The sequence below is a fragment of the Bradyrhizobium sp. CCBAU 53338 genome (genome assembly GCF_015291665.1).
Taxonomy (GTDB): domain Bacteria; phylum Pseudomonadota; class Alphaproteobacteria; order Rhizobiales; family Xanthobacteraceae; genus Bradyrhizobium.
Genome location: NZ_CP030048.1, coordinates 2,992,408 through 3,014,458, shown reverse-complemented (window position 1 = coordinate 3,014,458; position 22,051 = coordinate 2,992,408). Strand labels below are relative to the sequence as shown.

General features: G+C 65.0%; 19 protein-coding genes, 2 tRNA genes and 1 pseudogene. 7 read left to right on the top strand and 15 right to left on the bottom strand.

What is annotated here, in order from left to right; translation table 11 throughout:
* Positions 1–12 precede the first annotated feature (12 nt).
* From XH90_RS13955 to XH90_RS13930, 6 genes are all read right to left on the bottom strand, one after another.
* Positions 13–741 carry an SDR family oxidoreductase gene (locus tag XH90_RS13955; RefSeq protein ID WP_194482016.1) on the bottom strand — a complete coding sequence of 243 codons (729 nt, stop codon included), beginning with the start codon at positions 739–741 and terminating at the stop codon, positions 13–15.
* Positions 742–861: 120 nt separating this feature from the next.
* The gene (locus XH90_RS13950; protein ID WP_194482015.1) at positions 862–2,118 is read right to left on the bottom strand and encodes a sugar ABC transporter permease; all 1,257 of its coding nucleotides are present in this window, start codon (positions 2,116–2,118) and stop codon (positions 862–864) included.
* The gene (locus XH90_RS13945) at positions 2,115–2,939 is read right to left on the bottom strand and encodes an ATP-binding cassette domain-containing protein (RefSeq protein ID WP_194482014.1); all 825 of its coding nucleotides are present in this window, start codon (positions 2,937–2,939) and stop codon (positions 2,115–2,117) included. Before XH90_RS13945 ends, XH90_RS13950 begins: the two co-directional genes overlap by 4 nt.
* Positions 2,940–3,001: 62 nt before the next feature.
* Complete coding sequence (locus XH90_RS13940) at positions 3,002–4,075, bottom strand: sugar ABC transporter substrate-binding protein (RefSeq protein ID WP_194482013.1); 1,074 nt, start codon at positions 4,073–4,075, stop codon at positions 3,002–3,004.
* A gap of 217 nt (positions 4,076–4,292) precedes the next feature.
* On the bottom strand, positions 4,293–5,177 hold the full coding sequence (locus XH90_RS13935) for an AraC family transcriptional regulator (protein WP_194482012.1): 885 nt from the start codon (positions 5,175–5,177) through the stop codon (positions 4,293–4,295).
* Positions 5,178–5,377: 200 nt separating this feature from the next.
* On the bottom strand, positions 5,378–6,610 hold the full coding sequence (locus tag XH90_RS13930) for an MFS transporter (RefSeq protein ID WP_194482011.1): 1,233 nt from the start codon (positions 6,608–6,610) through the stop codon (positions 5,378–5,380).
* Positions 6,611–6,771: 161 nt separating this feature from the next.
* On the opposite strand from XH90_RS13930, the gene XH90_RS13925 reads away from it, so the two are divergent.
* Positions 6,772–8,022, top strand: coding sequence for a NupC/NupG family nucleoside CNT transporter (locus tag XH90_RS13925; RefSeq protein WP_194482010.1), 1,251 nt, complete (start codon positions 6,772–6,774; stop codon positions 8,020–8,022).
* Positions 8,023–8,095: 73 nt separating this feature from the next.
* Here the strand turns inward: XH90_RS13925 and XH90_RS13920 are convergent, their stop codons facing one another.
* A complete protein-coding gene (locus XH90_RS13920) occupies positions 8,096–8,635 on the bottom strand; it encodes a cupin domain-containing protein (RefSeq protein ID WP_194482009.1) in 540 nt (179 codons plus the stop codon).
* A 137-nt stretch (positions 8,636–8,772) separates the two neighbouring features.
* Positions 8,773–9,060, bottom strand: a complete 288-nt coding sequence (locus XH90_RS13915; RefSeq protein WP_194482008.1) for an usg protein — start codon at positions 9,058–9,060, stop codon at positions 8,773–8,775.
* 403 nt (positions 9,061–9,463) lie between these two features.
* Between XH90_RS13915 and groES the strand changes: the two genes are divergently transcribed.
* Together groES and groL are read left to right on the top strand one after the other, a co-directional pair.
* Positions 9,464–9,778, top strand: a complete 315-nt coding sequence (gene groES / locus XH90_RS13910) for a co-chaperone GroES (protein WP_128951016.1) — start codon at positions 9,464–9,466, stop codon at positions 9,776–9,778.
* A 45-nt stretch (positions 9,779–9,823) separates the two neighbouring features.
* Positions 9,824–11,464, top strand: a complete 1,641-nt coding sequence (gene groL, locus XH90_RS13905; RefSeq protein WP_060736470.1) for a chaperonin GroEL — start codon at positions 9,824–9,826, stop codon at positions 11,462–11,464.
* A gap of 75 nt (positions 11,465–11,539) precedes the next feature.
* On the opposite strand, the gene lepB is transcribed toward groL, so the two are convergent.
* The 5 genes from lepB to XH90_RS13880 all read right to left on the bottom strand — a co-directional run bounded on the left by lepB (position 11,540) and on the right by XH90_RS13880 (position 15,108).
* On the bottom strand, positions 11,540–12,286 hold the full coding sequence (gene lepB, locus XH90_RS13900; RefSeq protein ID WP_194482007.1) for a signal peptidase I: 747 nt from the start codon (positions 12,284–12,286) through the stop codon (positions 11,540–11,542).
* 164 nt (positions 12,287–12,450) lie between these two features.
* Positions 12,451–13,602 (bottom strand): slipin family protein, encoded by a 1,152-nt coding sequence (locus XH90_RS13895; protein WP_194482006.1) that lies wholly within the window; start codon positions 13,600–13,602, stop codon positions 12,451–12,453.
* 334 nt (positions 13,603–13,936) lie between these two features.
* Positions 13,937–14,004, bottom strand: a tRNA-Gln gene (locus XH90_RS13890).
* Positions 14,005–14,008: 4 nt separating this feature from the next.
* Positions 14,009–14,081 (bottom strand) — tRNA-Phe (locus tag XH90_RS13885).
* Between the two features lie 193 nt (positions 14,082–14,274).
* The gene (locus XH90_RS13880) at positions 14,275–15,108 is read right to left on the bottom strand and encodes a LysR family transcriptional regulator (protein WP_194482005.1); all 834 of its coding nucleotides are present in this window, start codon (positions 15,106–15,108) and stop codon (positions 14,275–14,277) included.
* A 129-nt stretch (positions 15,109–15,237) separates the two neighbouring features.
* On the opposite strand from XH90_RS13880, the gene XH90_RS13875 reads away from it, so the two are divergent.
* From XH90_RS13875 to XH90_RS13865, 3 genes are all read left to right on the top strand, one after another.
* Entirely contained in the window at positions 15,238–15,831 is a 594-nt protein-coding gene (locus XH90_RS13875) for a cysteine hydrolase family protein (protein WP_194482004.1), read from the top strand.
* 12 nt (positions 15,832–15,843) lie between these two features.
* The gene (locus XH90_RS13870) at positions 15,844–16,482 is read left to right on the top strand and encodes a glutathione binding-like protein (protein WP_194482003.1); all 639 of its coding nucleotides are present in this window, start codon (positions 15,844–15,846) and stop codon (positions 16,480–16,482) included.
* A 72-nt stretch (positions 16,483–16,554) separates the two neighbouring features.
* Positions 16,555–17,379 carry an SDR family NAD(P)-dependent oxidoreductase gene (locus XH90_RS13865; RefSeq protein WP_194482002.1) on the top strand — a complete coding sequence of 275 codons (825 nt, stop codon included), beginning with the start codon at positions 16,555–16,557 and terminating at the stop codon, positions 17,377–17,379.
* A gap of 75 nt (positions 17,380–17,454) precedes the next feature.
* On the opposite strand, the gene XH90_RS13860 is transcribed toward XH90_RS13865, so the two are convergent.
* Positions 17,455–18,543, bottom strand: coding sequence for a DUF2778 domain-containing protein (locus XH90_RS13860; protein ID WP_194482001.1), 1,089 nt, complete (start codon positions 18,541–18,543; stop codon positions 17,455–17,457).
* 676 nt (positions 18,544–19,219) lie between these two features.
* Between XH90_RS13860 and XH90_RS13855 the strand changes: the two are divergent.
* A pseudogene (locus tag XH90_RS13855) lies at positions 19,220–20,446 on the top strand (CHASE2 domain-containing protein); the annotation flags it as partial.
* Between the two features lie 90 nt (positions 20,447–20,536).
* Here XH90_RS13855 and XH90_RS13850 read toward each other — a convergent pair.
* Positions 20,537–22,042 (bottom strand): glycosyltransferase family 39 protein, encoded by a 1,506-nt coding sequence (locus XH90_RS13850; protein WP_194482000.1) that lies wholly within the window; start codon positions 22,040–22,042, stop codon positions 20,537–20,539.
* Positions 22,043–22,051 lie beyond the last annotated feature (9 nt).

Genomic DNA, 22,051 nt, shown 5'->3' with positions numbered 1-22,051 from the left:
CACGATGAAGCGTTACAGATCGTTGCTCTGCGGCAGGATCACGAGGTCGCGGATCGTGACGTTTCGCGGACGGGTCAACATGAAGAGCACCGCCTGTGCGACTTCGGTCGGCTGGATCAGTCCACCCGCCGCCATTTCCGCCTCGAGCTTCTCCTTCGGCCAGTCGCTGATGAGCGCGGTCACGACCGGGCCGGGCGCCACGGCGCCGACGCGCAGGCCGTATTTGGCGACCTGCCGCCGCACGGTATGGACAAAAGCCTGCACGGCATGTTTCGAGGCGGTGTAGATCGGCTCCCAGACGACGGGGACGAGACCGGCGATCGAGCTGGTGACGATGATGTCACCGCTCTTGCGCTCGACCATGTGGGGCAGCACCGCGTGGATGGAGCGGAACAGCGCGTTGACGTTGAGGTTGAGCATGCGGTCCCAGGCGTCGGGATCGCCGCCAAGCACCTCGCCGCCGACATAGGTTCCGGCGTTGGCATGGAAGATGTCGAGCCGCCCTGCCCGTTCCAGCACCTTCGGCATCATACCGGCGATATCAGCAGCGTCAGTCAGGTCGATACGCAGCGGGATCGCGTTGTCGCCAAGATCGGAACAGACGCTTTTCAGAGCATCCTCCGCCCGGTCGACCAGCACGACGCGCGCGCCGGCTCCGATCATCGTCCTGGCGCATTCGAGACCGATGCCCGAGGCGGCGCCGGTGATCGCGGCAACTTTTCCTGCAAGTTCCTGGCCCACGGTCGGTCCCCTTGTTGGAGTTGTCTAGAGCCCTTTCCGTTTCGATGGAAACGGGGCTCTAGATTTTGTTTTGACGCGTTTTCTTGACGCGAACCGGTATCCACTTCGCTTGAAAACGCTCTAGGCGCGGCCATGGGAGACACGCGAGCGTCGCGCCAGCGAGTCGACGATGACCGCAACGGCAAGCACGGCGCCCGTGATCATGTACCGAAGCGACGAAGAGAGATCGAGCAGCGTGAGGCCGCTGGCGATCGACTGGATGACGATGATGCCGAGCAGCGCGGAATAGGCGCTGCCGCGGCCACCAAACAGGCTGGTGCCGCCGATGACCGCGGCTGCGATGGCGTTGAGGTTCACGTCTCCCGTCCCGGCCTGCTGGCTGGACGATGCAAGCCGCGCGGCGGCAAGGATACCGCCGGCGGCGGCCAGCGTGGAGCACAGCATGAAGGCGCTTGCATGGATGCGGCGAACGTTGATGCCGGCACGACGGGCGGCCTCGCGATTGCCGCCGACCGCGCTCATCGAGCGGCCCCATTTGGTCCGCTTCAGCGCGTAGTTCATGACCGCGCACAAGCCGACGAACAGGCCGAACATCCACGGAACGCCCCGCGCGAGATTGAGATAGTAGACGACGAATTCGAGCACGATGACAACAAGCGCGCCTTTCAGCAGAAGGCGACCGAGCGAACTTGCAGACAGTCCCGCCGCTCGCCTGCGCGCAGCCATGCGGTAGCCCGTCGCGAATACGACCACGCCGGCGAGCGCCGCGAGCGCATAGGACACGATCGGCGGCATGACCAGCATCTGGCCGAAATTGACCAGCGGCGATCCGTAAGGAAGGTTGATCGAGCCGGTCGAGCCGAGCAGATAGAGTTGCAGGCCGAGCCACGCCAGCAGGCCTGACAACGTCGAGACGAAGCTGGGCATGCCGAGGCGATTGAACAAGAAAGCATAGAGGGCGCCGATCGCGGCGCCCAGCACCAGCGCCGTGACGATAGCCAACGCTACGGGCCAATCCTGATTGACCCAGAGCACGCCGACCAGCGCCGAAGAGAACCCGCTCACCGAGCCGACCGAGAGGTCGATCTCGCCGACCATCAGGATACAAACGATGCCGAGCGAGATGACGCCCACGGTCGAGCAATCGAACAGCAGATTGACCAGATTGTCCGGCGCCAGGAAGACCGGGTTGAGGCTCTGGAATGCGGTGCAGATGATCAGCAGGCCGACCACCACCGGCAGAGAGCCGAGGTCGCCCGACCGCACGCGGTCGACGAAGGCGCCGATCGTGCCGCCGAGCGTGTCCGCATGCGCGACGCGCTCGTCGCGACGGTCCAGCAACCGCGCCGTCGAAACCTGTTGCGTATCGTCGGTCATATCGGCACCTCCCGCGACGACTGCGCGCCGCGTCGGCTCGCGCGCCGTGAGACCGAGTTCTCGTCGGCCCCCGTGATGGCGGTGACGAGATCCTGGTTGGAGACGTCAGGTCCGAACTCGCCGTTGTTGCGGCCGAGGCGCAGCACCACGATCCGGTCGGCGACGGCGCGCACGTCCTCCATGTTGTGACTGATCACGATGACTCCGAGGCCGCGGGCGCGCACGCGCTCGATCAGGTCGAGCACCTCCGCGGTCTGCGCGACGCCGAGCGCTGCGGTAGGCTCGTCGAGCAGGATGAGCTTCGGCTCGGTCAGCAGCGAACGCGCGATCGCCACGGTCTGACGCTGTCCGCCCGACAGCGACGCAACGGGTTCGCGCACGCTGGGAATGCGGGCCGACAATTCGTTGAGCAATGTCCAGGCCCGGATCTCCATCGACACTTCGTCGAGCCTCACGGGATTGAGCTCGCGGCCGAGGAAGATATTGGCGACCACATCGAGGTTCTCGCAGAGTGCCAGATCCTGGAAAACGGTGGCTATGCCGAGACCAAGCGCCGTGGCCGGATCGGACAGGATGACATGTTCGCCGTCGAAGGCGATCGTCCCGGAGGTGGGCTGGTGCACGCCGGCCAGAATCTTCACCAGCGTGGATTTTCCGGCGCCGTTGTCACCGACGAGCGCCACCACCTCGCCGGCATGCACGTCGAGGTCGACGTCGGCAAGGGCGGACACGGCACCGAAATTCTTGGAAATGCCGCGCAGCCTCAGGACCAGTTCGCCTGGCCCCTCCTGCGGGTGATCGACATCCGAGATCGTGGACATGGCCGCGTCCGCCTTCCCTTCGTTCATCCCGGCCGCATTGAGCGGCCGGGATGCTGCTTCGCTTACTGCGTGATGCCGAGTTTCTTGCATCCGGCGGCGTATCTGCCCGTGCAGAGCTGATCGGCGGTCTGGATCTTCTTGTCGATGATCTCCGCCTTCAGGTTCTGCGCGGTCACGACAGCCGGAATGAACAGCTTCGAGGGCGTATTATACAGCGTGGTTTCCGCCTTGGGCGCGCCGCCCGAGAGGAATTCCACCGCCGCCTGGGCCGCAGCGGCTGCAACGATCTCGCTGGGCTTGGAGATCGTATTGTACTGATCACCGGCGATGATGAGCTGAAGCGCGGCGATCGTCGCATCGTTGCCGGTCACCGGAGGCACCGGATCGACACCGGCGGCCTTGAGAGCGGCAATTGCGCCACCGCCCGTACCGTCATTGGCGGCGACGACGCCGAGGATCTTCTTGCCGAAGCGGGTGACCTGGCCGCTCGCCCATTGCTGCGCCTTGGGCGGCGCCCAGTCCGGCGTGTCGTATTCGGCGAGGATCGGATAGCCGCTCTTGTCGAGGCCGGCGTGGATACCCTTCTTGATGAGTCCCGCAGCGGCATCGGTCGGCGATCCATTGATCTGGAGCACACCCTCGCCCTCCTTCGGCGTGACCTTGGCGTCCTTCAGATGCTTGACCAGCGATTCCGAGATGGCCTTGCCGATGCCTTCATTGTCGAAGGAGACGTAGAAGTCGGCCTTGGCGTCCGGGATCGGGCGATCATAGGCGATCACCTTGATGCCCTGGGACTGTGCCATCTTCACCAGTGAAGCGGCCGCGGCCGAGTCGACCGGATCGAGCACGATCACCTTGGCGCCCTGCGAGATCACCGAGTTGAATTGCTGCTGCTGGCGCGCAGCGTCCGCACTGGCATTCTGATAGACGACCTTGCAGCTGCCGCAGAGTTTCTTCATCTCGGCGGCAAAGCCTGGATAGTCGTGCTGTTCGTAGCGCGTCGAGGCCTGGTCGGGCATCAGGAAGGCGACGGTCGCATCCTTCACCTCCGCGGCACGCGAGGACATGGCCGTTGCGCCGAGTAGCGACAGGGCGAGAGCGGCAGAGCAAATGGTCTTGAGCGAGGGCTTTGTCATTCGGACTTCCCTTTCGGAAACTGGGTGTTAAAGTGCTGCTCGTGGATCTCTTCGAGACGCGTCATCCCAGCTTCCGCAGCCGGATGACGACGGCGCTCAGTGCCGATACCCTCCGAAGCCACGCGGAATTTCCGGACAGACGATCTCCTTCGCAGGCCGCCATCGGCGCGCCCGCGTCATTCTTCCCGTAATCGTCCTCCTCCCTTGCTCCTCCCGGTTAGGCGGCGCGTGCCGCGTTGATGTTGTCCGCCAGCAATCGCCTGAAGCGCGAAGGGGGCATGCCCTTCTCGGCCAGGAACTGGCGGTTGAAATTGGAGAGATTGTTGAATCCGACCTGGAAGCAGATGTCGGTGATGGACGCGTGCTCGTCGCTCATCAGGATCTGGCAGGCGAGATTGATGCGGAGCCGCTTGACGTATTGCACCAGGGACATCCCCGTGTGCCGGCGGAACGAGCGCGAAAACGCGCTTTGCGACTGGCCGGCGATCGCGGCGAGATCGGCTTCGCTGAACGGCTGCGTCAGGTTCTCGCGGATGAAGGCGAGCGCCTTGTTCATGCCCGCCGACATGTAGCCGGACGGATCTGGCAGATAGTTCGGGCTGGAGAGCGGCAGCGCGCCTCGGGCGCGGCAGAGCGTCCCCAGAATCATCATGAACAGCTCGATCCGGCGCACGCCCTTCGCTGACACGATCTCCTCCATCAGCGGGACAAGCTCCTTGCTCGTGCTGCCGGCAAAGAGGACGCCGCGTCGGGAGGATTCCAGCAGCGCGGCGAGACCCGACAGCTCGGGCATCAACCTCATCGTGTCGCCGATGAATTCTTCGCTGAACTGGATGATGCGTCCGCGCAGCGGGATCGTCATTTCCGCCGGCACGTCGCTCACCCAATTGTGCGGCAAGTTGGGCCCAGTGAGCACGAGATTGCCCGGCTCGAACTGGCCGATGAAATCGCCGACGAAATAACGGCCGCTCGTCGCCACGACCTGATGGATTTCGTATTCCGGATGAAAGTGCCACCTGACCGTGTGGAAGGGATAGCCGTGCGACCAAGCCTTGAACGACTCGCCGCGCCGAATCTGGACGACTTCCAGGTCTGGTTCCATATCCGTTCCCTCCTGGGCCGGCCCGTTTATGAACGTCTGGGCTTGTCCCCGATGGCTGAATTTTGCTCAGCTCTAGCTATTGGTCGAAACCGTATCGGGTGGCAGACGCTGCCGCCACCACGATTCAGATGCCGAACCGATACTCTTTTGACATTCGTTGGCCAGGCGCCGCAATATCGGCCATGTCGAAGCCTGGCTCCCTACTCCAGGCTCTCCACCCGGCGCAGGCTGGGAAACAGCTTCATCCAGAGCAGCGCCACCGCGACCGTGCAGACGCCGCCGAGCACGGCCGCCGGCATGGCGCCGAACAGGGCTGCCGTCACGCCGCTCTCGAACTGGCCGAGCTGGTTCGAGGCGTTGATGAAGAGGAAGTTGACCGCGCCGACGCGGCCGCGCATCTCGTCGGGGGTGGCGAGCTGCACCAGCGAAAAGCGGATCACGACGCTGATCGTGTCTGCGGCGCCCAAGACGGCGAGCGACAGCACCGACAGCCACATCCAGGACGACAGCGCGAACACGATGGTGGCGATGCCGAACACGATCACCGCCTGGAACATGCGCAGGCCAACGTGCCGTGCAATCGAGTGGCGCGCCAGGATCGTGGTCATCAAGAGCGCACCAACCGCCGGTGCGGCGCGGAGCACGCCGAGCCCGACCGGGCCGGTCTGGAGGATGTCGCGGGCATAGATCGGCAGCAGCGCGGTGACGCCGCCGAACAGCACCGCGAACAGATCGAGCGAGATGGTGCCGAGTATCGCCGGGCTCTGGCGGATGAAGCGGACGCCGGCGAAGATGTTGTCCTCGTCCGTCCCCTCCTTGGCGACCGCCTGCGGGCGCGGCTGGATAAACCCGGTCAGGATCATCCCGACTATCCAGAACACCAACATCAGGGCATAGGCCAGATGCGGCGCGATCGCGTAAGCAAAGCCGCCGAGTGCGGGCCCGGTGATGGTCGCGACCTGACCGGCCCCGCTGGCCACCGCCGTCGCGCGCTGGAGCGATCCTTGCGGTGCGATCAGCGGCAGCAGCGCCGCGGTGGTCGGGCTCTCGAAGGCGCCGGCAATGCCGAGCACGAAGGTCGCGATGAAGATCTGGACTTCGCTGACCGCGCCGAGATAGGTGATCGCGGCAAGATAAAGCGCGGTCGCCGCTTCCACGAGCTGGCAGAGCTGGACCACACGCTTGCGCTCGAAACGATCCGCGGCATGCCCGGCGACGAAGACGAGCAGTGCCGTCGGCGCGAACTGCACGAGCCCGACCATGCCGAGGTCGAAGGCCGAGCCGGTGAGGTCGTAGATCTGCCAGCCAATCGCCACCGCCGCGATCTGGCTGGAAAAGCGTGACAGGCTGCGCGAGAGCAGGAAGAACAGGAAGGCGCGGAGAAGCTCACCGGCGCTGACCGGCGGACTGACGGATACTGGCTGCTCAGACATCGCCTGTTCGGTCACGCTCGGATGGTCCGCCCCTGACGTCGGTAATGCTCCCCGGGTGGCCGACACGGACCTGGATGTCAACAGCGGGACGGCGAGCAATATTCCCGGCATTGCCTTTGCAACGCACGCGCGGCCATAATCATTGGGGGTTTGGGGACATCATGCTGCGGCTGCAATCGACACTCGGCGTTTTCGCATTGCTGCTGATCGCGTTTGCGCTCGCGGAGAATCGCCGCGCGGTCTCGTTGCGCCAGGCGCTGGTCGGCCTCGTCGTCACCTTCGCGACCGCGATCGTGCTGTTGAAGGTGCCGTTCGTGGCGCATGCCTTCGGCGCCATCAACGACGCGGTCGGCGCCATCTCGGCGGCCTCGCGCGCCGGCTCCTCCTTCGTGTTCGGCTATGTCGGCGGCGGCCCCCTGCCCTTCGACCTGAAGGTGCCGGGCGCCGATTTCATCCTGGCGTTCCAGGCGCTGCCGATCGTGCTGGTCATGAGCGTGCTGACGACGCTGCTGTTCTATTGGCGCGTGCTGCCGCCGATCGTGCGCGGCATGGCCTGGCTGCTGGAGCGCACGTTGGGGGTCGGCGGCGCAGTCGGGCTCTCGACCGCCGCGAACATCTTCCTGGGCATGGTCGAGGCGCCGCTGTTCGTGCGGCCGTATCTGACGCAGATGTCGCGCAGCGAATTGTTTCTGGTGATGACCGGCGGCATGGCCGGCATCGCCGGCACCGTGCTGGTGCTCTATGCGACGCTCCTTGCTCCTCTTATTCCCGATGCGGCCGCGCATTTCGTCATCGCCTCCGTGCTGGGCGCGCCGGCCGCGATCCTCGTCAGCCTGATCATGATCCCCGAGACCTCCGACAAGCGCACCGGCGGGGCGCTGGAGGACCCCGAAATGGCGGTCTCCGGCACCATGGACGCGATCGTGAAAGGCACGGGCGCCGGGATCGAGCTGCTGATCAACATCGTCGCGATGCTCCTGGTGCTGGTGGCGCTGGTCTATCTCGCCAATGCGGTGCTCGGACTGTTGCCTGATATTGGCGGCGCCGCGATCTCGCTGCAGCGCGTGCTGGGACTGATCATGGCGCCGGTGTGCTGGCTGATGGGGCTGCCCTGGGACCAGGCCGTCACCGCCGGCAGCCTGATGGGCACCAAGACCGTGCTCAACGAGCTCGTCGCCTATGTCGACTTCTCGAAGTTGCCGCCTGGCACCCTCGATCCGCGCTCGCGCCTGATCATGCTGTACGCCATGTGCGGCTTCGCCAATTTCGCCAGCCTCGGCATCATGATCGGCGGGCTCGGCGTGATGGCGCCGGAGCGGCGCGACGAGATCAACGCGCTGGGTCTGAAGTCGATCGTGTCGGGGACGCTGACGACGTGTCTGATGGGGGCTATCGTGGGGGTGTTGACGTAGGTATCTCTCAGACCGTCATTCCGGAGCGCGACGAAGTCGCGAACCCGGAATGACGGGCGGAGAGACTTGCGCTCTACGCCTTCAACTCGACCGTCCTGAACTCCGCCGGCAGGATCACTTCCAGCAGTTCGACGTCGTCGGAATAATCCAGGATCATGTGCTTGATCTTCGGCGGCTGGGTCCAGGCGCTGCCTTCCAGCATCATCGTCTCGCCCTGCCCGTCCATGTAGGTCTTCACCCAGCCCTTCAGAACATAGACCATCTGGAAGTCGACGTCGTGGAAGTGCAGTTTTGAGACTTCAGCCGGATCGCAGGGACCTTGCAAGCGGATGACATGAGCTTGCGCCAAGCCATCGCTCGCGGCGGCGATACCGAGGTCGCGGTACTTGGCGTAGGCGCGCAGGCCGTCGGCTTTGAAATCCTCCTCGCGGTGATGGCTGATGGCGATGCGCTGCTTGCGGCGTGCGGGCTTCTTCGTCGCGACCCTGGCTGTCGTCGCACGCGCTTTCGACTTCACCGTCTTGCGCGCTGATGATCGGGCCGCGGGCTTGGTGCCGCTACGCTTCTTCACCGCGGTTACCGCTGCGCTACGCGATTTTGTTTTCTTGGCCATGGGCCGCCTCCCTGTTGTTATGGGGGGAGGCTAGCACAGAAACGGAAGCCGTAGGGCGGTTGGCCGCAGGCGTACCCCGCCGCCCTTCAGACAGCGGCGGATTGCGCTTCGCAACTGCGCCCTACGGCATCTCGCCGTCAATGCAGCCGGAACACTCCGTCCACGGCGCGCAGCTCGGCCGGCTTGATCAGCTTGGAATGCGCGACGGTCACCGAATGCAGCGGACCGTCGAGCTTCTCCTGCCAGAACGCGAGGAAGTCGCTCAGCGCGGGGAATTTCGGAAACATGTCGTAGTTCTGCCAGACGTAGGTCTGAAGCAGCGAGGGATGATCCGGCATCCGGTAGAGGATCTGCGCCGTCGTCAGCCCGTAGCCCAGCATCTGTTTCCGGAAGTCTTCGGAAACGCCCCCAACCCGCAGTCCCATGCCAACCTCCTTTGCAGGAGCGCATTTCTGGGGTGGCTTGATCCGGTACGCAGCTTACGAGCCACCCGGCGGAGATGCGCTCACATGAGAGAAATGTGACGCAAACTGACAATTCATCTCAAGCCTAAAAGTTTAACAAGTTGTTGAAATTCAATGCTTTAGCAGCAGAGCGCGCTCCGTGCTAATACGGCCCCGAAGGGGCCTCGGAGAGGCCTCCGGCATTCGGTTAACGATGGTAAAGAGATTCTGGCAGGCGGGCCTTCAGAGCGCCAATTTTTCTGCTAGAAGCCCTTGCCCCCGCAAATTTCCTGTCCTATTTCAGCTCCGCCTGCGCTAGCACTCGCTGGCGCAGATTGCTAACACGTTGAAATCATCAACTCGTGCAAATGCTTAGGAGAGCTGCATGAAATTCCGTCCGCTTCACGACCGCGTCGTGGTCAAGCGCATCGACGCAGAAGAGAAGACCGCCGGCGGCATCATCATCCCCGACACTGCCAAGGAAAAGCCCTCCCAGGGTGAAGTCGTCGCCGTTGGCCCGGGTGGCCGCGACGAAGCCGGCAAGCTGGTTCCGATCGACCTGAAGGTTGGCGACCGCGTGCTGTTCGGCAAGTGGTCGGGCACCGAAGTCAAGATCGACGGCGAAGACCTGCTGATCATGAAGGAAAGCGACATCATGGGCGTCCTCGACGTCCCCGCTTCCAAGAAGAAGGCGGCCTAACAGCCCCTCTCTCCCTCCAGTCATACACCTCAAGGAAAAATCCAGATGGCAGCCAAAGAAGTCAAATTCTCGGTTGAAGCGCGCGACAAGATGCTGCGCGGCGTCGACGTTCTCGCCAACGCGGTGAAGGTCACGCTCGGTCCGAAGGGCCGCAACGTCGTGCTCGACAAGTCGTTCGGCGCTCCCCGCATCACCAAGGACGGCGTCACCGTCGCCAAGGAGATCGAGCTCGACGACAAGTTCGAGAACATGGGCGCGCAGATGGTGCGCGAAGTCGCCTCGAAGTCCGCCGACGCGGCCGGCGACGGCACCACCACCGCGACCGTGCTCGCCCAGGCGATCGTGAAGGAAGGCGCCAAGTCGGTTGCCGCCGGCATGAACCCGATGGACCTCAAGCGCGGTATCGACCTTGCGGTCGAGGCCGTGGTTGCGGACCTGCAGAAGAACTCCAAGAAGGTCACCTCGAACGACGAGATCGCCCAGGTCGGCACCATCTCGGCGAACGGCGACCAGGAGATCGGCAAGTTCCTCTCCGACGCCATGAAGAAGGTCGGCAACGAGGGTGTCATCACCGTCGAGGAAGCCAAGTCGCTCGAGACCGAACTCGACGTCGTCGAGGGCATGCAGTTCGACCGCGGCTACATCTCGCCCTACTTCGTCACCAACGCCGACAAGATGCGCGTTGAGATGGACGACGCCTACATCCTCATCAACGAGAAGAAGCTCTCCTCGCTGAACGAGCTGCTCCCGCTGCTCGAGGCCGTGGTGCAGACCGGCAAGCCGCTGGTCATCGTCGCCGAGGACGTCGAAGGCGAGGCGCTCGCGACCCTGGTCGTGAACCGTCTGCGCGGCGGCCTGAAGGTCGCGGCCGTCAAGGCTCCGGGCTTCGGCGATCGCCGCAAGGCCATGCTGCAGGACATCGCGATCCTGACCGGCGGCCAGGCGATCTCGGAAGATCTCGGCATCAAGCTCGAGAACGTCACGCTCAACATGCTCGGTCGCGCCAAGAAGGTGATGATCGACAAGGAGAACACCACGATCGTCAACGGCGCCGGCAAGAAGGCCGACATCGAGGCGCGCGTGGCCCAGATCAAGGCGCAGATCGAGGAGACCACCTCGGACTACGACCGCGAGAAGCTCCAGGAGCGTCTGGCCAAGCTCGCTGGCGGCGTCGCGGTGATCCGCGTCGGCGGCGCGACCGAGGTCGAGGTGAAGGAGCGCAAGGATCGCGTTGATGACGCGATGCATGCGACCCGCGCGGCCGTCGAGGAAGGCATCGTCCCGGGCGGCGGCGTCGCCCTGCTCCGTGCCTCCGAGCAGCTCAAGGGCCTGCGCACCAAGAACGACGACCAGAAGACCGGCGTCGAGATCGTGCGCAAGGCGCTGTCGGCCCCCGCTCGCCAGATCGCGATCAACGCCGGTGAAGACGGCTCGGTGATCGTCGGCAAGATCCTGGAGAACAAAGCCTACAATTACGGCTTCGACTCCCAGACCGGCGAATATGCCGACCTCGTCAAGAAGGGCATCATCGACCCGACCAAGGTGGTCCGTACCGCGATCCAGAACGCAGCTTCGGTTGCCGCGCTCCTGATCACCACGGAAGCCATGGTCGCCGAGCTGCCCAAGAAGGGCGGCGCCGGTCCCGCGATGCCCCCGGGCGGCGGCATGGGCGGCATGGACTTCTAAGTCCGGCCATTCAGGCAAGATACGAAATGCGAAACCCCGGCAGCGATGCCGGGGTTTTTGCTTGGGGGCACACTCTCATCCCGCCTTCCCCAGCCGCTCCGCACGGAGCTCGCCTTCGGAATCGAGCGACCAGAAGATTCGCGTCACCTTGCCGACGAGATTGTCCATCGGGATGAAGCCCATCGCCGACATCATACGGCTGTCGGTCGAGTTGTCCCTGTTGTCGCCGAGCGCGAAGAAGTGGCCAGGGGGCACGGTGTAGACCGGCGTGTCGTCGAGAAATCCGCCGTCGATGCAGTCGTAGGTGACGTAGCTCACTCCGTTCGGCAGCGTCTCGCGCCAGCGCTTGACCTTGGCACCGACCTCGCCGCCGCAGGCGGAGCCGGCGAACGTCTCCTTCAGCGCGACGCGCGCCACCGGGATGTCGTTGAGGACAAGCTGCCCCTGGCGCATCTGGATGCGGTCGCCGGGAAGCCCGACGACGCGCTTGATATAGTCGACCGTGGTGTCCTTCGGCGTCGTGAAGACGACGATGTCACCATAGGCGGGATCGGCGGCACGGAAACGGCCGGAGATGAACGACGGTGCGAAGGGAATCGAATAGCGGCCATAGCCATAGGCAAATTTGGCGGCGAAGACGTAGTCACCGACGACCAGCGTCGGGGCCATCGAACTGGACGGAATATTGAACGGTTGAAACAGCACGAAGCGAAACAGGATCAGCGGCGACCACAGCACGGGCACGAGCAGGATCAGGATGACGATCGCCTTCCACTCGCCGGATTGGGCCTTCGGACGGATGGTGGTCTCAAGAGTAGACATCGCCTGCCCTGCCCGACATGGTTGTGCGCCGAGATTGGCGCAGGCGATGGCGTGCGCAATCCGGTTGCGTCTGATGATCTTGGGTCGCGCCAGCGCGCAGCTGCGTTCAAGACGACGACAATTGTGAGGATGGATGAAGGGCCGCCCGTGGGCGGCCCTTCTGCTTATGCGCTCTCGGGCGCCTTCAGGCGCACGAGCCGGGTCAGGAGAGCATCGAGGCCCTCGCCGCTGCCGGCGTGGAGATCGATGCGGCCGACCTTCTCGACCAGCCGCTCCAGCGACTCCAGCTCCTTGAGCCGAAGCAGCAAGGGGTTCTCCTCCATCAGCCGGGCGGTGTTCAGAAGAGAACGCGTCGCCGCGGTCTCCTCCTGCCGGCGGATCAGGTTCGCCTTCGCGACCCGCTCCGCCTCCACCACCTTGTTCACCAGTTCCCGGATTTCGCCGGGCAGGATCACGTCCTTGACGCCGAGCTCGGTGACCTCGACACCAGATACCGCGACGCGTGCACGCACATAGTCGCGCAGCTCCGCATCCAGCGCAGCCTTCGCAGACAGCACCTCGTCCAGCGTCCGGCCAGCGACCGCCTCGCGGATCGCGAATTGCACCAACCGGTAGAGCCACGCATCCACGTCGGGCACGGTCGCGACCGTGCGCTCGGGATCGACGACCCGGCGGAACGCCGTCAGCGTCACACGCAGCGCGATGCGATCCTTGGTCAGCATCTCCTGCGCGGTGACCTCGACCGCCTGGGGCCGCAGATCGAGGCGCTTCACCTCGATCTTGCGACCGACGGTCCAGAAGGCGTGCCGGCCGGGCGCGAGCCGCTCGACGAGCCGGCCCTCGACGTAGAGCAGACCCGCCTCGTGGTTCTCGACCACCGTCTCTGACGTCACGGTCGAGCGGTTACGCTCGATCATGGTCAGATGCCGCGCGTTGACGCGGGGATCGCTCGATACATCGATGCGCTCGACATCGATGCGGGTTGCGACCTTCCAGTAGACGCGCACCTGCCAGGGCGTCATCAGATGCACGGGCCGGCCGTCGAGGCTGACGATGGCGACCTCGTCGGCGCGGGTCTCGACGGCCTCGAACAGCTCGGCGGCCAGATCGGGCCGCGCGGCCTTCAGCACCGCGTAGCGATCCGCGGAGAACTCGGTGCGGACCACATCGAGCACTTCGGCCTTCAGCTCGTGCAGGGGATCGAACAGGCGATGCCGACCGGGCGCGAGAACGCGCACGAGCTGTCCGTTGCGCGTCAGCAACGCGCGCTCGCCATCCTTCACCGTCACGTTCAACATCAGCAAATGCCAGGTCATGGCACGCCTCCTTCGTTGCGCCCGGCGGGATGCCGGACGGCAGTTTTCGTTTGCAAAGGAATTGAGGACGCGGACGACGCTTCCTGCAGAGATCGGCGGGCCGTGGCTTGAGCTTGCACGATGACGGGCGCACGCGCGCGATCGCGCGACATCTGTCGCGCGGCCGTGCGGAGCCACCCGGCATCAGCGCAAGCGGTATCCACCGCAGCACGAAGCCGGTCTCACAGTGTCAAAGTTCGGACGGAAAGCCTTGCGGCAAAACGGCCGGACTGCGACTGAAGCGCGCGTCCGGTCCTCGTCAGAGGTATCAGCTGTTCAGGCTGAAACGGAGCGCTTGGAGCGGGAATCGAACCCGCGACACGATGATTTCAACGTCACCTGCTCTACCCAACTGAGCTATCCTTTGTGGGACAAGAGACCGGAATCGAACCGATGCCTTCGGGTGTTCAGCCCGACGCTCTCCATGAGCTACATCCTGCTTTCGTCTTCATTCGGCGGAACACGAAACCGGAGACCGGCTCGCGCCAGCCGGGATCTCAACGAGCCCGGACCCATGGCCTAGCGAAGGAGCGCGCTAATAAGGTATGCGCGGAACGTTGGCAAGAGCGTCGTTCGAATTTTTTTCGTCGCATGCCACGCGCTGTGATGCGCCGAGCACACCAAGACATCGCGTCACTCCCGCGCCATCTCCTGGAAACACGCCCTCACCCAGTCGATCGTCACGCGCGTTGCGGCGTCGCGCTTGAGGTGATTTTGCACGAGCAGCCAGGCATCGCGGCGCCTCGGCAGCAGCGTGGCGCGCAGGCGGCGATCGCCGAGCAGATCAGCGCAGACATACTCCGGCAACACGCCGGCGGCCCGATGGGTGCGGATCAAATTGCGGATGACACGAACGTTGTCGGTGACGCAGCGCGCGCGGGCTTTCCTGGTGCGCAGGAATTGCATCTCGGGAATGGCACCCAGCTCGTCCGGATAGGCACAGAGCATCGGCTCGCCCTCGGTCGCAACAGGCTCGAAATAATAGAGCTCGATGTCGCCCAGCTTCGAGATCGCAAAGTCGCCCTTGTCGGGCTTGCGCAGGCGAATGGCGAGATCGGCCTCCCAGCGCGAGAACTTCACGTTCTCGCTCGAGGTGAGAAATTGCAGCGTCAGGCCGGGATTGGCGCGCAGGAAGTCGCTCGCGCGCGGCGACAGCACCGCCTCGGCGACCGTGTTGGTGGAGGCGATGCGCAGGCGTCCCACCGGACCTTCCAGGCTCTCACTGAGGCGGCCGATCTCGGCGGCATGCGCCGCCATCGCCTCGACATGCGCCAGCACCGCTTCGCATTGGCGTGTCGGCCTGCGGACGCCATCGGCGGCCTCGAACAGGCGAAGGCCGAGCGCGCGCTCGATGCGCGACAGCCGGCGCCCGACCGTGGTCTCGTCGATGCGCAGCCGCGCACTGGCGCCGGCATAGGTGCCCTCGTCCCTGACGGCGGCGATGATGCGGAGGTCGTCCCAGTTCATGGGGCGAGGCTACATCGCTTGCCATAACCCTGCAATATCGCAGCCACCCGCTGCAATTTCCCTGCATATCGGCAGGCAGCCCCGGCGCTATGCTGGCCCGGCCATTCGTCCTCAAGGATTACCAAGACCATGACCGCCGCAAAGACCCTGCTCCAGCTCGCCGGCGCCGACCTCAACCCGCCGCGTCTTGCCGACGCCGCGCTGGTGCTGATCGACATCCAGAACGAATATCTCGCGGGCCCCCTCGCCTTGCCCGACGCCAGGCCCGCGATCGCGCGGGCCGCTGCGCTGCTGGCAACGGCGCGCGAGGCTGGCGCCCCGATCATCCATATCGCCCATCGCGGCAAGGCGGGCAGCCTGTTCGATCGCAGCGCCGACCGCGGCGCCATCGTCGCCGGGCTTTCGCCCCGTGCCGGCGAGCTCGTGATCGAGAAGGAACTGCCCAACGCCTTTGCCGGCACCGATCTCAAGGCGCGTCTCGACGCGACCGGGAGGAAGAACATCGTGCTGGCCGGGTTCATGACGCATATGTGCATCAGTTCCACGGCGCGGGCCGCGCTCGACCTCGGCTTTCGCACCACTGTTGATGCCGATGCCTGCGCCACGCGCGACCTGCCCGACGGCTGCGGCGGCACGCTGGATGCGCGGACCATTCATGAGGTCGCGCTCGCCGAGCTGTCCGACCGCTTCGCGATCATCGCGCGCGGCGATGCGCTGAGATAACGGAGCAAAGCAATGCTGCAACTCTATTTCTCGCCGATGGCCTGCTCGCTTGCGAGCCGCATCGCGCTGATGGAGGCAGGCCTGGATGCGCACTATCATCCGGTGTCTCTCTGGACGAAGACGCTCGTGGACGACGATGGCGATTTTCGCGGCATCTCGCCGAAGGGCGCGGTGCCGGTCCTGGTGCTAGAGAACGGCGAGCGCCTCACGGAGAGCGCGGCGGTGTTGCAATACATCGCCGACGCGAAGCCCGAGCGCGGCCTTGCACCGCCCCCTGGCGATGTCGATCGCTACCGGCTGCAGGAATGGCTGAGCTTCATCGGCACCGAGATCCACAAGGCGTTCTTGTTTCCGACCTTCTGGTACAAGGATGACGGCTCGCTCGCCAAGCCGCGCGCGCGGATCATGCAGACGTTGTCGGTACCGTCTGCACATCTGACGGACCGCGAATTCCTCGTTGGTCGTCGCTTCACCGTCGCGGATGCCCATCTCGCCTGGGCCCTGCTGCTGCTTCGTCCTGCGGGTGTCGACATCGCACAATGGCCGTCGCTGGCAGCCTATCTCGAACGCATGCAGGCGCGACCCATCGTGCGGGAAGCGATCGCGACCGAGATGGCGCTGCGCAAGACCATGCCGGTGAGCCCTGCGTGACAGGTCACTGGTGGAGGTGACGGCGATTGGGCTAGATCTTGCGACCGACATTTCAAAAACGGGAACAAGATCATGACATCGCATGACGCTGGGAAGATATTGGCAGGCAAGGTGGCGCTGGTCACAGGCGCGGGGCGCGGGCTCGGCCGCGCCTTTGCTGAAAAGCTTGCCGCACTCGGCGCCGACATCGCCGTCCACGGTATGCGCGAGCACGGGCCGGCGGAGTATGGCGAGGGCACCACGCTGACCGCGGTGGCTGCCGAGATCGGCCAGCAATTCGGCGTCCGCAGCCATCGCGCGCTCGGCGATCTCACCAAGGGCGACGACATTTCGCGCGTGATTGCCGAGGCGGAAGGTGCTCTCGGCCCGATCGACATCCTCGTGCACAATGCCGGCGGCGACATTGCGGCTGCCGGCGGCAAGCCCGATCCGAACGATGCGGTGAACATTGGGGAAGCCGACGTACGCGCGGTGCTGGAGCGCAACCTGCTCTCGACCATCCTGACCTGCCAGGCGGTCGCCAAGGGCATGATGGCGCGGCGGCGCGGGCGCATCGTCACGCTCGGCTCGGTCGCCGCCTTCAAGGGGCGTACCCAGGGCTCGATCTACGCCGTGTCCAAGGCCGGCGTGACCCACTACACGCGATGCCTCGCCGACCAGCTCCGCGAGTACGACATCGCGGTCAATTGCATCGCACCCGGTGACACCCGTACTGGCCGCTTCCTCGGCACTCGCGCAGTGGATCCGAACCGAATGGTCGAGAACGGCACGCTCGACCGCATCGCGACCGTCGACGAGGTCGCGCGCGTCGTCGAGTTTTTCGCAGGTCCGATGGGCGCGTTCGTCTCGGGCCAGGTGCTGCGCATCGACGGCGGCGGGCAGTGCTGGCCGGGCTGAACGCCCCACGCGAAACAAGAAAGAAAAAAGGGCCGCAGCGAGCGGCCCTTTTGCATGATCGGGAATTGGCGGCGCTCAGTCGACCCGCGCCAGCACCGCGAGCTTGCGGATGCCCTTGTTGCGATAGGCGTCGAGGAACGCGTAGTAATCCTTGAACGACACGCAGCCGTTGGAATCGCCGTTCGGGCCGAGCATGAAGGTGTGGGCGAGCAGGCCGTCGCGGCCGTAGATCGCGTTCTCGCCGCCGATCGGGGTCAGGCGCAGCGCCGGCACACCGTGGAACAGTGCCTCGCGCGGCTTCAGCGTGTAGATGTGTGGCGGGGTCACGCCGCGCATGCGAACGCGCTGTGAGCGCGGATCGTCGAGATTGGAACCAAGGCCCGAATGCGCCTCCAGCTTGGTGCCATCGGGGAGGTAAACCGTCTTGGCGGTGATGTCGTACACCGCGGTGTCGCGCTCATAGGGCGGCGCGCCGCCGAACATCGGGTTCTGCTCCCTGGGCGCGATCGCCGAGGTCACGCTGGCGTCGGCTGAGGCGTAGGCGAGCAGGCCGCCGGAGGGCTCACGCTTGCCCCATAGCTTCTCCACCATCGACTGGCGCGGACCGGTGATCGACATCACCGCGGCCTTTGCGCGATCGGCAAAGGACTTCGGCTTGGCTTCATGCGCCGGCACGATCTGGGCCGGATCGGCCGACGCGAGCTGCACCGGCGCCTCCGTGCGCTTGGTCTTCGCGGCGTCCGCGATCTTCTCGACGGCCTTGACCGGGCTCTTCAGCACTTCCGCGACCCTGGCGACGACGGTCGGCTTCGGCGCTTCCTTGGCAGTATCCTTGGCCTCAGCGACCTGAGTCGCAGGCGCGGCGCTCGCAGCGTTCGACTCGACGCCCTGCGTCGCTGCCGCGGCAAAGCGCTCGTTGAACATCTCGCGCGAGATCGGTGCAGCAACCTGGAGCCGGTCGGGCAGCAGCGCAAAGGTTTCCCTGATCGCCTCGCCTGCCTCGCGCAGCGCGACCTTGGGGGCGCGCTTGACCACGGGCTCGTCGTAGCCGGCGGTGCCGACGGTCGGATAGACGCTGGCGGCGAAGATGTTGTTGTAGACGGTCCAGCCGGCCAGCAAGACGCAGCCGGCCACGGCGGCGCCAAGCACGTTTTGGGTGGTCATTTTCCGGGAAGACTTCCGAGAATTTTTCGGCTTCCGTGCCGCGTAACTCTGCGCAGCGATACTCGTACTCATTCGCCTTGCGTCCAGGACGGTGTCACTCAGTCCCCCTTCGAAGTGCCGCTGGTCACGTTCCGGAACCAGCATCTCGCAGAGGGTCGGAGCGTCATTAAGGCGACTTTTAGTTAAATGCGGATTAAGTTCGGGCGGTTGTAGGGCAAGTCGTTAATGCTGTGCCATTTCGAGAAAAAAGCCCGCAGAAGTACGGACTTAGGCGGCACTGTTAACCATAATTCTCGGCCGTTTCAGCATGCTCGATGAACGTCCGCGGCCGGATCTGTAGACGCATCAACCAAGTCATTTTCGTGGTCTTCGATACCCGGAAGATAGCGGGAAAGCGTTGCGCGAGGCTGGCGGGTTCGGGCTCGACCTCCACCTCGCTCCGCGTGCGCGGCGGAGAGTGGATGGTCCGCCCTGACCGAAAGTTGATCGCGCCAATCTGGAATTGGCCGGGCCCGGAAAATAGCTACGACATCAGCCTTCTGCCGCGTGCCGACGCGCTGATGGCGAGGTTGGGTCAACAGAGCCCGACCATCATGGCTGGATCACCAAGTCCGCAGTCGTCAAATGAGAGCCGCACAACAAGACGCGGACCAAGAGCAGATTGCAGTCAGAGATTATGAATAGACGCGCCCAGATCGTGACGGCCCTCGCCCTCGCTGCCTTGTGGGGAGCCGGCACTTTTACCGCCCACGCCAACGGCCATCTGCAATTTCTCGACCAGTTCGAGGCGACGCTGACCAACCTGCGCACGCTCGCGCGCGGCGTGCAGCGGCCGCCGGATCTCGTCACCATCGTCGCGATCGACGACACCGTGGTGAAGCGCGGCGGCAGCTATCCGCTGCCGCGCGCCGATCTCGCGCGCGTCGTCGACACCATCGTGCAGTTCAAGCCGAAGGTCGTCGCGATCGACCTGCCGCTGGCCGATCGCAGCGCCGCGATCGGCGATGCCACGCTGGCCCACACTCTCGCCACCGGTCCCATGGTGCTGGCGGCCACGGCGATTCTCCCGAGCAAGACCGCGGCGTCCGCCAGCGCCGGACCGTTCGCCACCCTGCCCCAGGCCGAACGCCTCCTGCTGCCGTTGCCTGTTTTCGCCGAGCACGCCGATATCGGCATCGCCAATGTCGCGACCGGGCAATCCGGCCCGCCGCTCTCGGTACCGATGCTGTTCCGGACCGGCGACACGGTCGAGCTGTCGTTTCCGCTGCTGGTCGCAAGCCGCGCGCTCGACCAGCCGCCGACGATCCGAACCGACTATCTCGGGCTCGGCGATCACGCGGTGCCGACCAACACCGACTTTTCTCTGCCCATCACCTATTACGGCCCGCGCCGAACCATCCGCACCGTGAGCGCGCAGAGCATTTTTGACGGCACGCTCGACCGCAAGGCCATCGAGAACCGGATCGTGGTGATCGGCGCGGCCGTTGCCGGCGGCGGTGACTACTTCGCAACGCCGTTCGATTCCCTGATGCCCGGCGTCGAAGTGGTCTCGACCGCGATCACGCATTTGGTCGCCGGCGACAGCATCGTGCGCGACCGCAGGGTTCACATTGCAGATGCGCTGGCCGCGATCCTGCTGCCGATGATGCTGGTGGGCCTGCTCGCCTGGCGACGCAGCGCGCTCGGCTACGTTGGGGCTGCCGCGGTGATGATCGCCTGGGCCGGGCTCAATTTGTTCGTGTTCATGCACGGCGTCTGGCTCAACGCCGCGACCACGCTCGCAGCCACAGTGCCGCCGGTTGCGGTCTTCGTCGGCGTGCGGCTGTGGGCGGGCCGTCGTACGCAATATCTCGCCGCCGAGAACCGATCGCCGGCGCAAACGCAGGCGCCAGCCGTGCAGGAATGACTGGCGCGGGTCGTTAGCTTTTCCTTCTATCCGCCCTTGCGCCTCAGCGGCGATATCCCTCGCCAGTGAAGCGACTGGATTGCCGGACTAGGGCTGCAGCTCGGGCGGCGGCGAGCGGTCCAGCACGTCGCCCTTGGCGCCTTCAAGCAGGTCGATGCCGTAGGTCTCGACCACGAGCGGCCCGCGCTTGCGCTGCAACTCGCCGAGACGCGTTACCTGCGCGAAGAGGTTGTTCAGGAACGGATGGCCGTCGGGGCGCAGTTCGTCGACGTAGAGCAGCTTGCCCGCGAGCAGTTTTGGATCGGGCTCGGGCATGTTGACCCAGCGGATGCGCTGGTTCTGCTGCACCACGCAGGTGCCGCGCGGCAGATAGAAGGCAAGCCAGCCCGTCGTGCCGTAATCCGGCGTGAGCACACAGCTCGCACCGTTGCGAACGCGTTCCGCCTCGATGCCGGCGGCAAGCTCGCGCCAGCCGACGCCGACACTGCGCACCGTCGCATCGCGGCGATAGCCGGAGAGCCAGCCCGTGTTGGCCTGGACGATCAGCGCGACAAACATCACGATGCCGGTGGGCGCAGCCCAACGCAGGCAAAAATCGACCAGCCGCCGCGCCCGCGGTTTCCACTGCACGAGGTTGGCGGCCGCTGCTGCCGCGACGACGAAGGGCGGATAGACCGGTGCGAACCAGTTCGCCTCGACGCGGGCATGCAGCGAATGCCAGACGAAATACACGACGATGGTCCAGAACATCGTTTCGATCAGCAGGCGCGAGGCCAGTGCGCCGGCGCGGCGCCAGGTCAGTGCGTGCAGGCCCATCGCGCCGAGGATGAAGACCAGCGGCGTTGCGAATGCGATCTGCGTCGGGACCAGCTCGGCGATGAAGACCGGGCGAAAATCCTCGATCCTGGCGCGCCCGAGCTGCTTGACGAACGAAACCCAATGATGATCGGCATTCCAGAGGATCACCGGCGAGAACAGTGCCAGCGCGACAAGACCGCCGAGATAGGGCCAGGGCGAGAGGAACCAGCGCCGCAGCTTCGGCACAGCCGCGAGCCAGATCAGGATCGCGGCGCCAAAGAACATCGCCGTGTACTTTGACAGCAGTGCCGCGCCGACGGCTGCGCCGACGGCCAGCCACCAGGCACCGCGGCCGGTCTCTAGCACTTTCGCGAGGAAGAACAGCACGAAGCTGGAAGCCACCAGCAGCGGCGCATCCGGCGTCACGATCAGCGTGCCGACCGAGGCCATCATGGTGACGTTGAGCAGGATGGCGCTGGTCGCCGCCACCCGCGCGCCGCCAAACACGATCGCGGCCGTGCGATAGATCGCGTAACTCATCGGCAGCGCGAGCAGGATCGAGACCAGCCGGACACCGAGCTCGGTGTCGCCGGCGATCATGGTCCCGGCACGGATGACGTAAGCCACCATCGGCGGGTGGTCGTAATAGCCGCCGGCGAGGCTCTTCGACCACATCCAGTAATAGGCTTCGTCGAAGGTAATTGGCGTGAAGGCCGCCGCGACCAGCCGCAAGGCGACCAGCGCAAGGATCACCAGCGCCGTATTGCGGACGATCCGCGCGTCAGCCCCGCCCATACCTGGATC

Excerpts from the sequence above, each read along its gene's own strand:
- XH90_RS13895 (WP_194482006.1), bottom strand. The coding sequence starts at position 13,602 with ATGACCTGGCATTTGCTGATGTTGAACGTGACGGTGAAGGATGGCGAG.
- XH90_RS13950 (WP_194482015.1), bottom strand. The coding sequence starts at position 2,118 with ATGACCGACGATACGCAACAGGTTTCGACGGCGCGGTTGCTGGACCGT.
- XH90_RS13935 (WP_194482012.1), bottom strand. The coding sequence starts at position 5,177 with ATGGAACCAGACCTGGAAGTCGTCCAGATTCGGCGCGGCGAGTCGTTC.
- XH90_RS13945 (WP_194482014.1), bottom strand. The coding sequence starts at position 2,939 with ATGTCCACGATCTCGGATGTCGATCACCCGCAGGAGGGGCCAGGCGAA.
- XH90_RS13860 (WP_194482001.1), bottom strand. The coding sequence starts at position 18,543 with ATGACCACCCAAAACGTGCTTGGCGCCGCCGTGGCCGGCTGCGTCTTG.
- XH90_RS13875 (WP_194482004.1), top strand. The coding sequence starts at position 15,238 with ATGACCGCCGCAAAGACCCTGCTCCAGCTCGCCGGCGCCGACCTCAAC.
- XH90_RS13865 (WP_194482002.1), top strand. The coding sequence starts at position 16,555 with ATGACATCGCATGACGCTGGGAAGATATTGGCAGGCAAGGTGGCGCTG.
- XH90_RS13940 (WP_194482013.1), bottom strand. The coding sequence starts at position 4,075 with ATGACAAAGCCCTCGCTCAAGACCATTTGCTCTGCCGCTCTCGCCCTG.
- groES (WP_128951016.1), top strand. The coding sequence starts at position 9,464 with ATGAAATTCCGTCCGCTTCACGACCGCGTCGTGGTCAAGCGCATCGAC.
- XH90_RS13880 (WP_194482005.1), bottom strand. The coding sequence starts at position 15,108 with ATGAACTGGGACGACCTCCGCATCATCGCCGCCGTCAGGGACGAGGGC.
- XH90_RS13870 (WP_194482003.1), top strand. The coding sequence starts at position 15,844 with ATGCTGCAACTCTATTTCTCGCCGATGGCCTGCTCGCTTGCGAGCCGC.
- XH90_RS13915 (WP_194482008.1), bottom strand. The coding sequence starts at position 9,060 with ATGGGACTGCGGGTTGGGGGCGTTTCCGAAGACTTCCGGAAACAGATG.
- XH90_RS13925 (WP_194482010.1), top strand. The coding sequence starts at position 6,772 with ATGCTGCGGCTGCAATCGACACTCGGCGTTTTCGCATTGCTGCTGATC.
- lepB (WP_194482007.1), bottom strand. The coding sequence starts at position 12,286 with ATGTCTACTCTTGAGACCACCATCCGTCCGAAGGCCCAATCCGGCGAG.
- XH90_RS13930 (WP_194482011.1), bottom strand. The coding sequence starts at position 6,610 with ATGTCTGAGCAGCCAGTATCCGTCAGTCCGCCGGTCAGCGCCGGTGAG.
- XH90_RS13850 (WP_194482000.1), bottom strand. The coding sequence starts at position 22,042 with ATGGGCGGGGCTGACGCGCGGATCGTCCGCAATACGGCGCTGGTGATC.
- groL (WP_060736470.1), top strand. The coding sequence starts at position 9,824 with ATGGCAGCCAAAGAAGTCAAATTCTCGGTTGAAGCGCGCGACAAGATG.
- XH90_RS13920 (WP_194482009.1), bottom strand. The coding sequence starts at position 8,635 with ATGGCCAAGAAAACAAAATCGCGTAGCGCAGCGGTAACCGCGGTGAAG.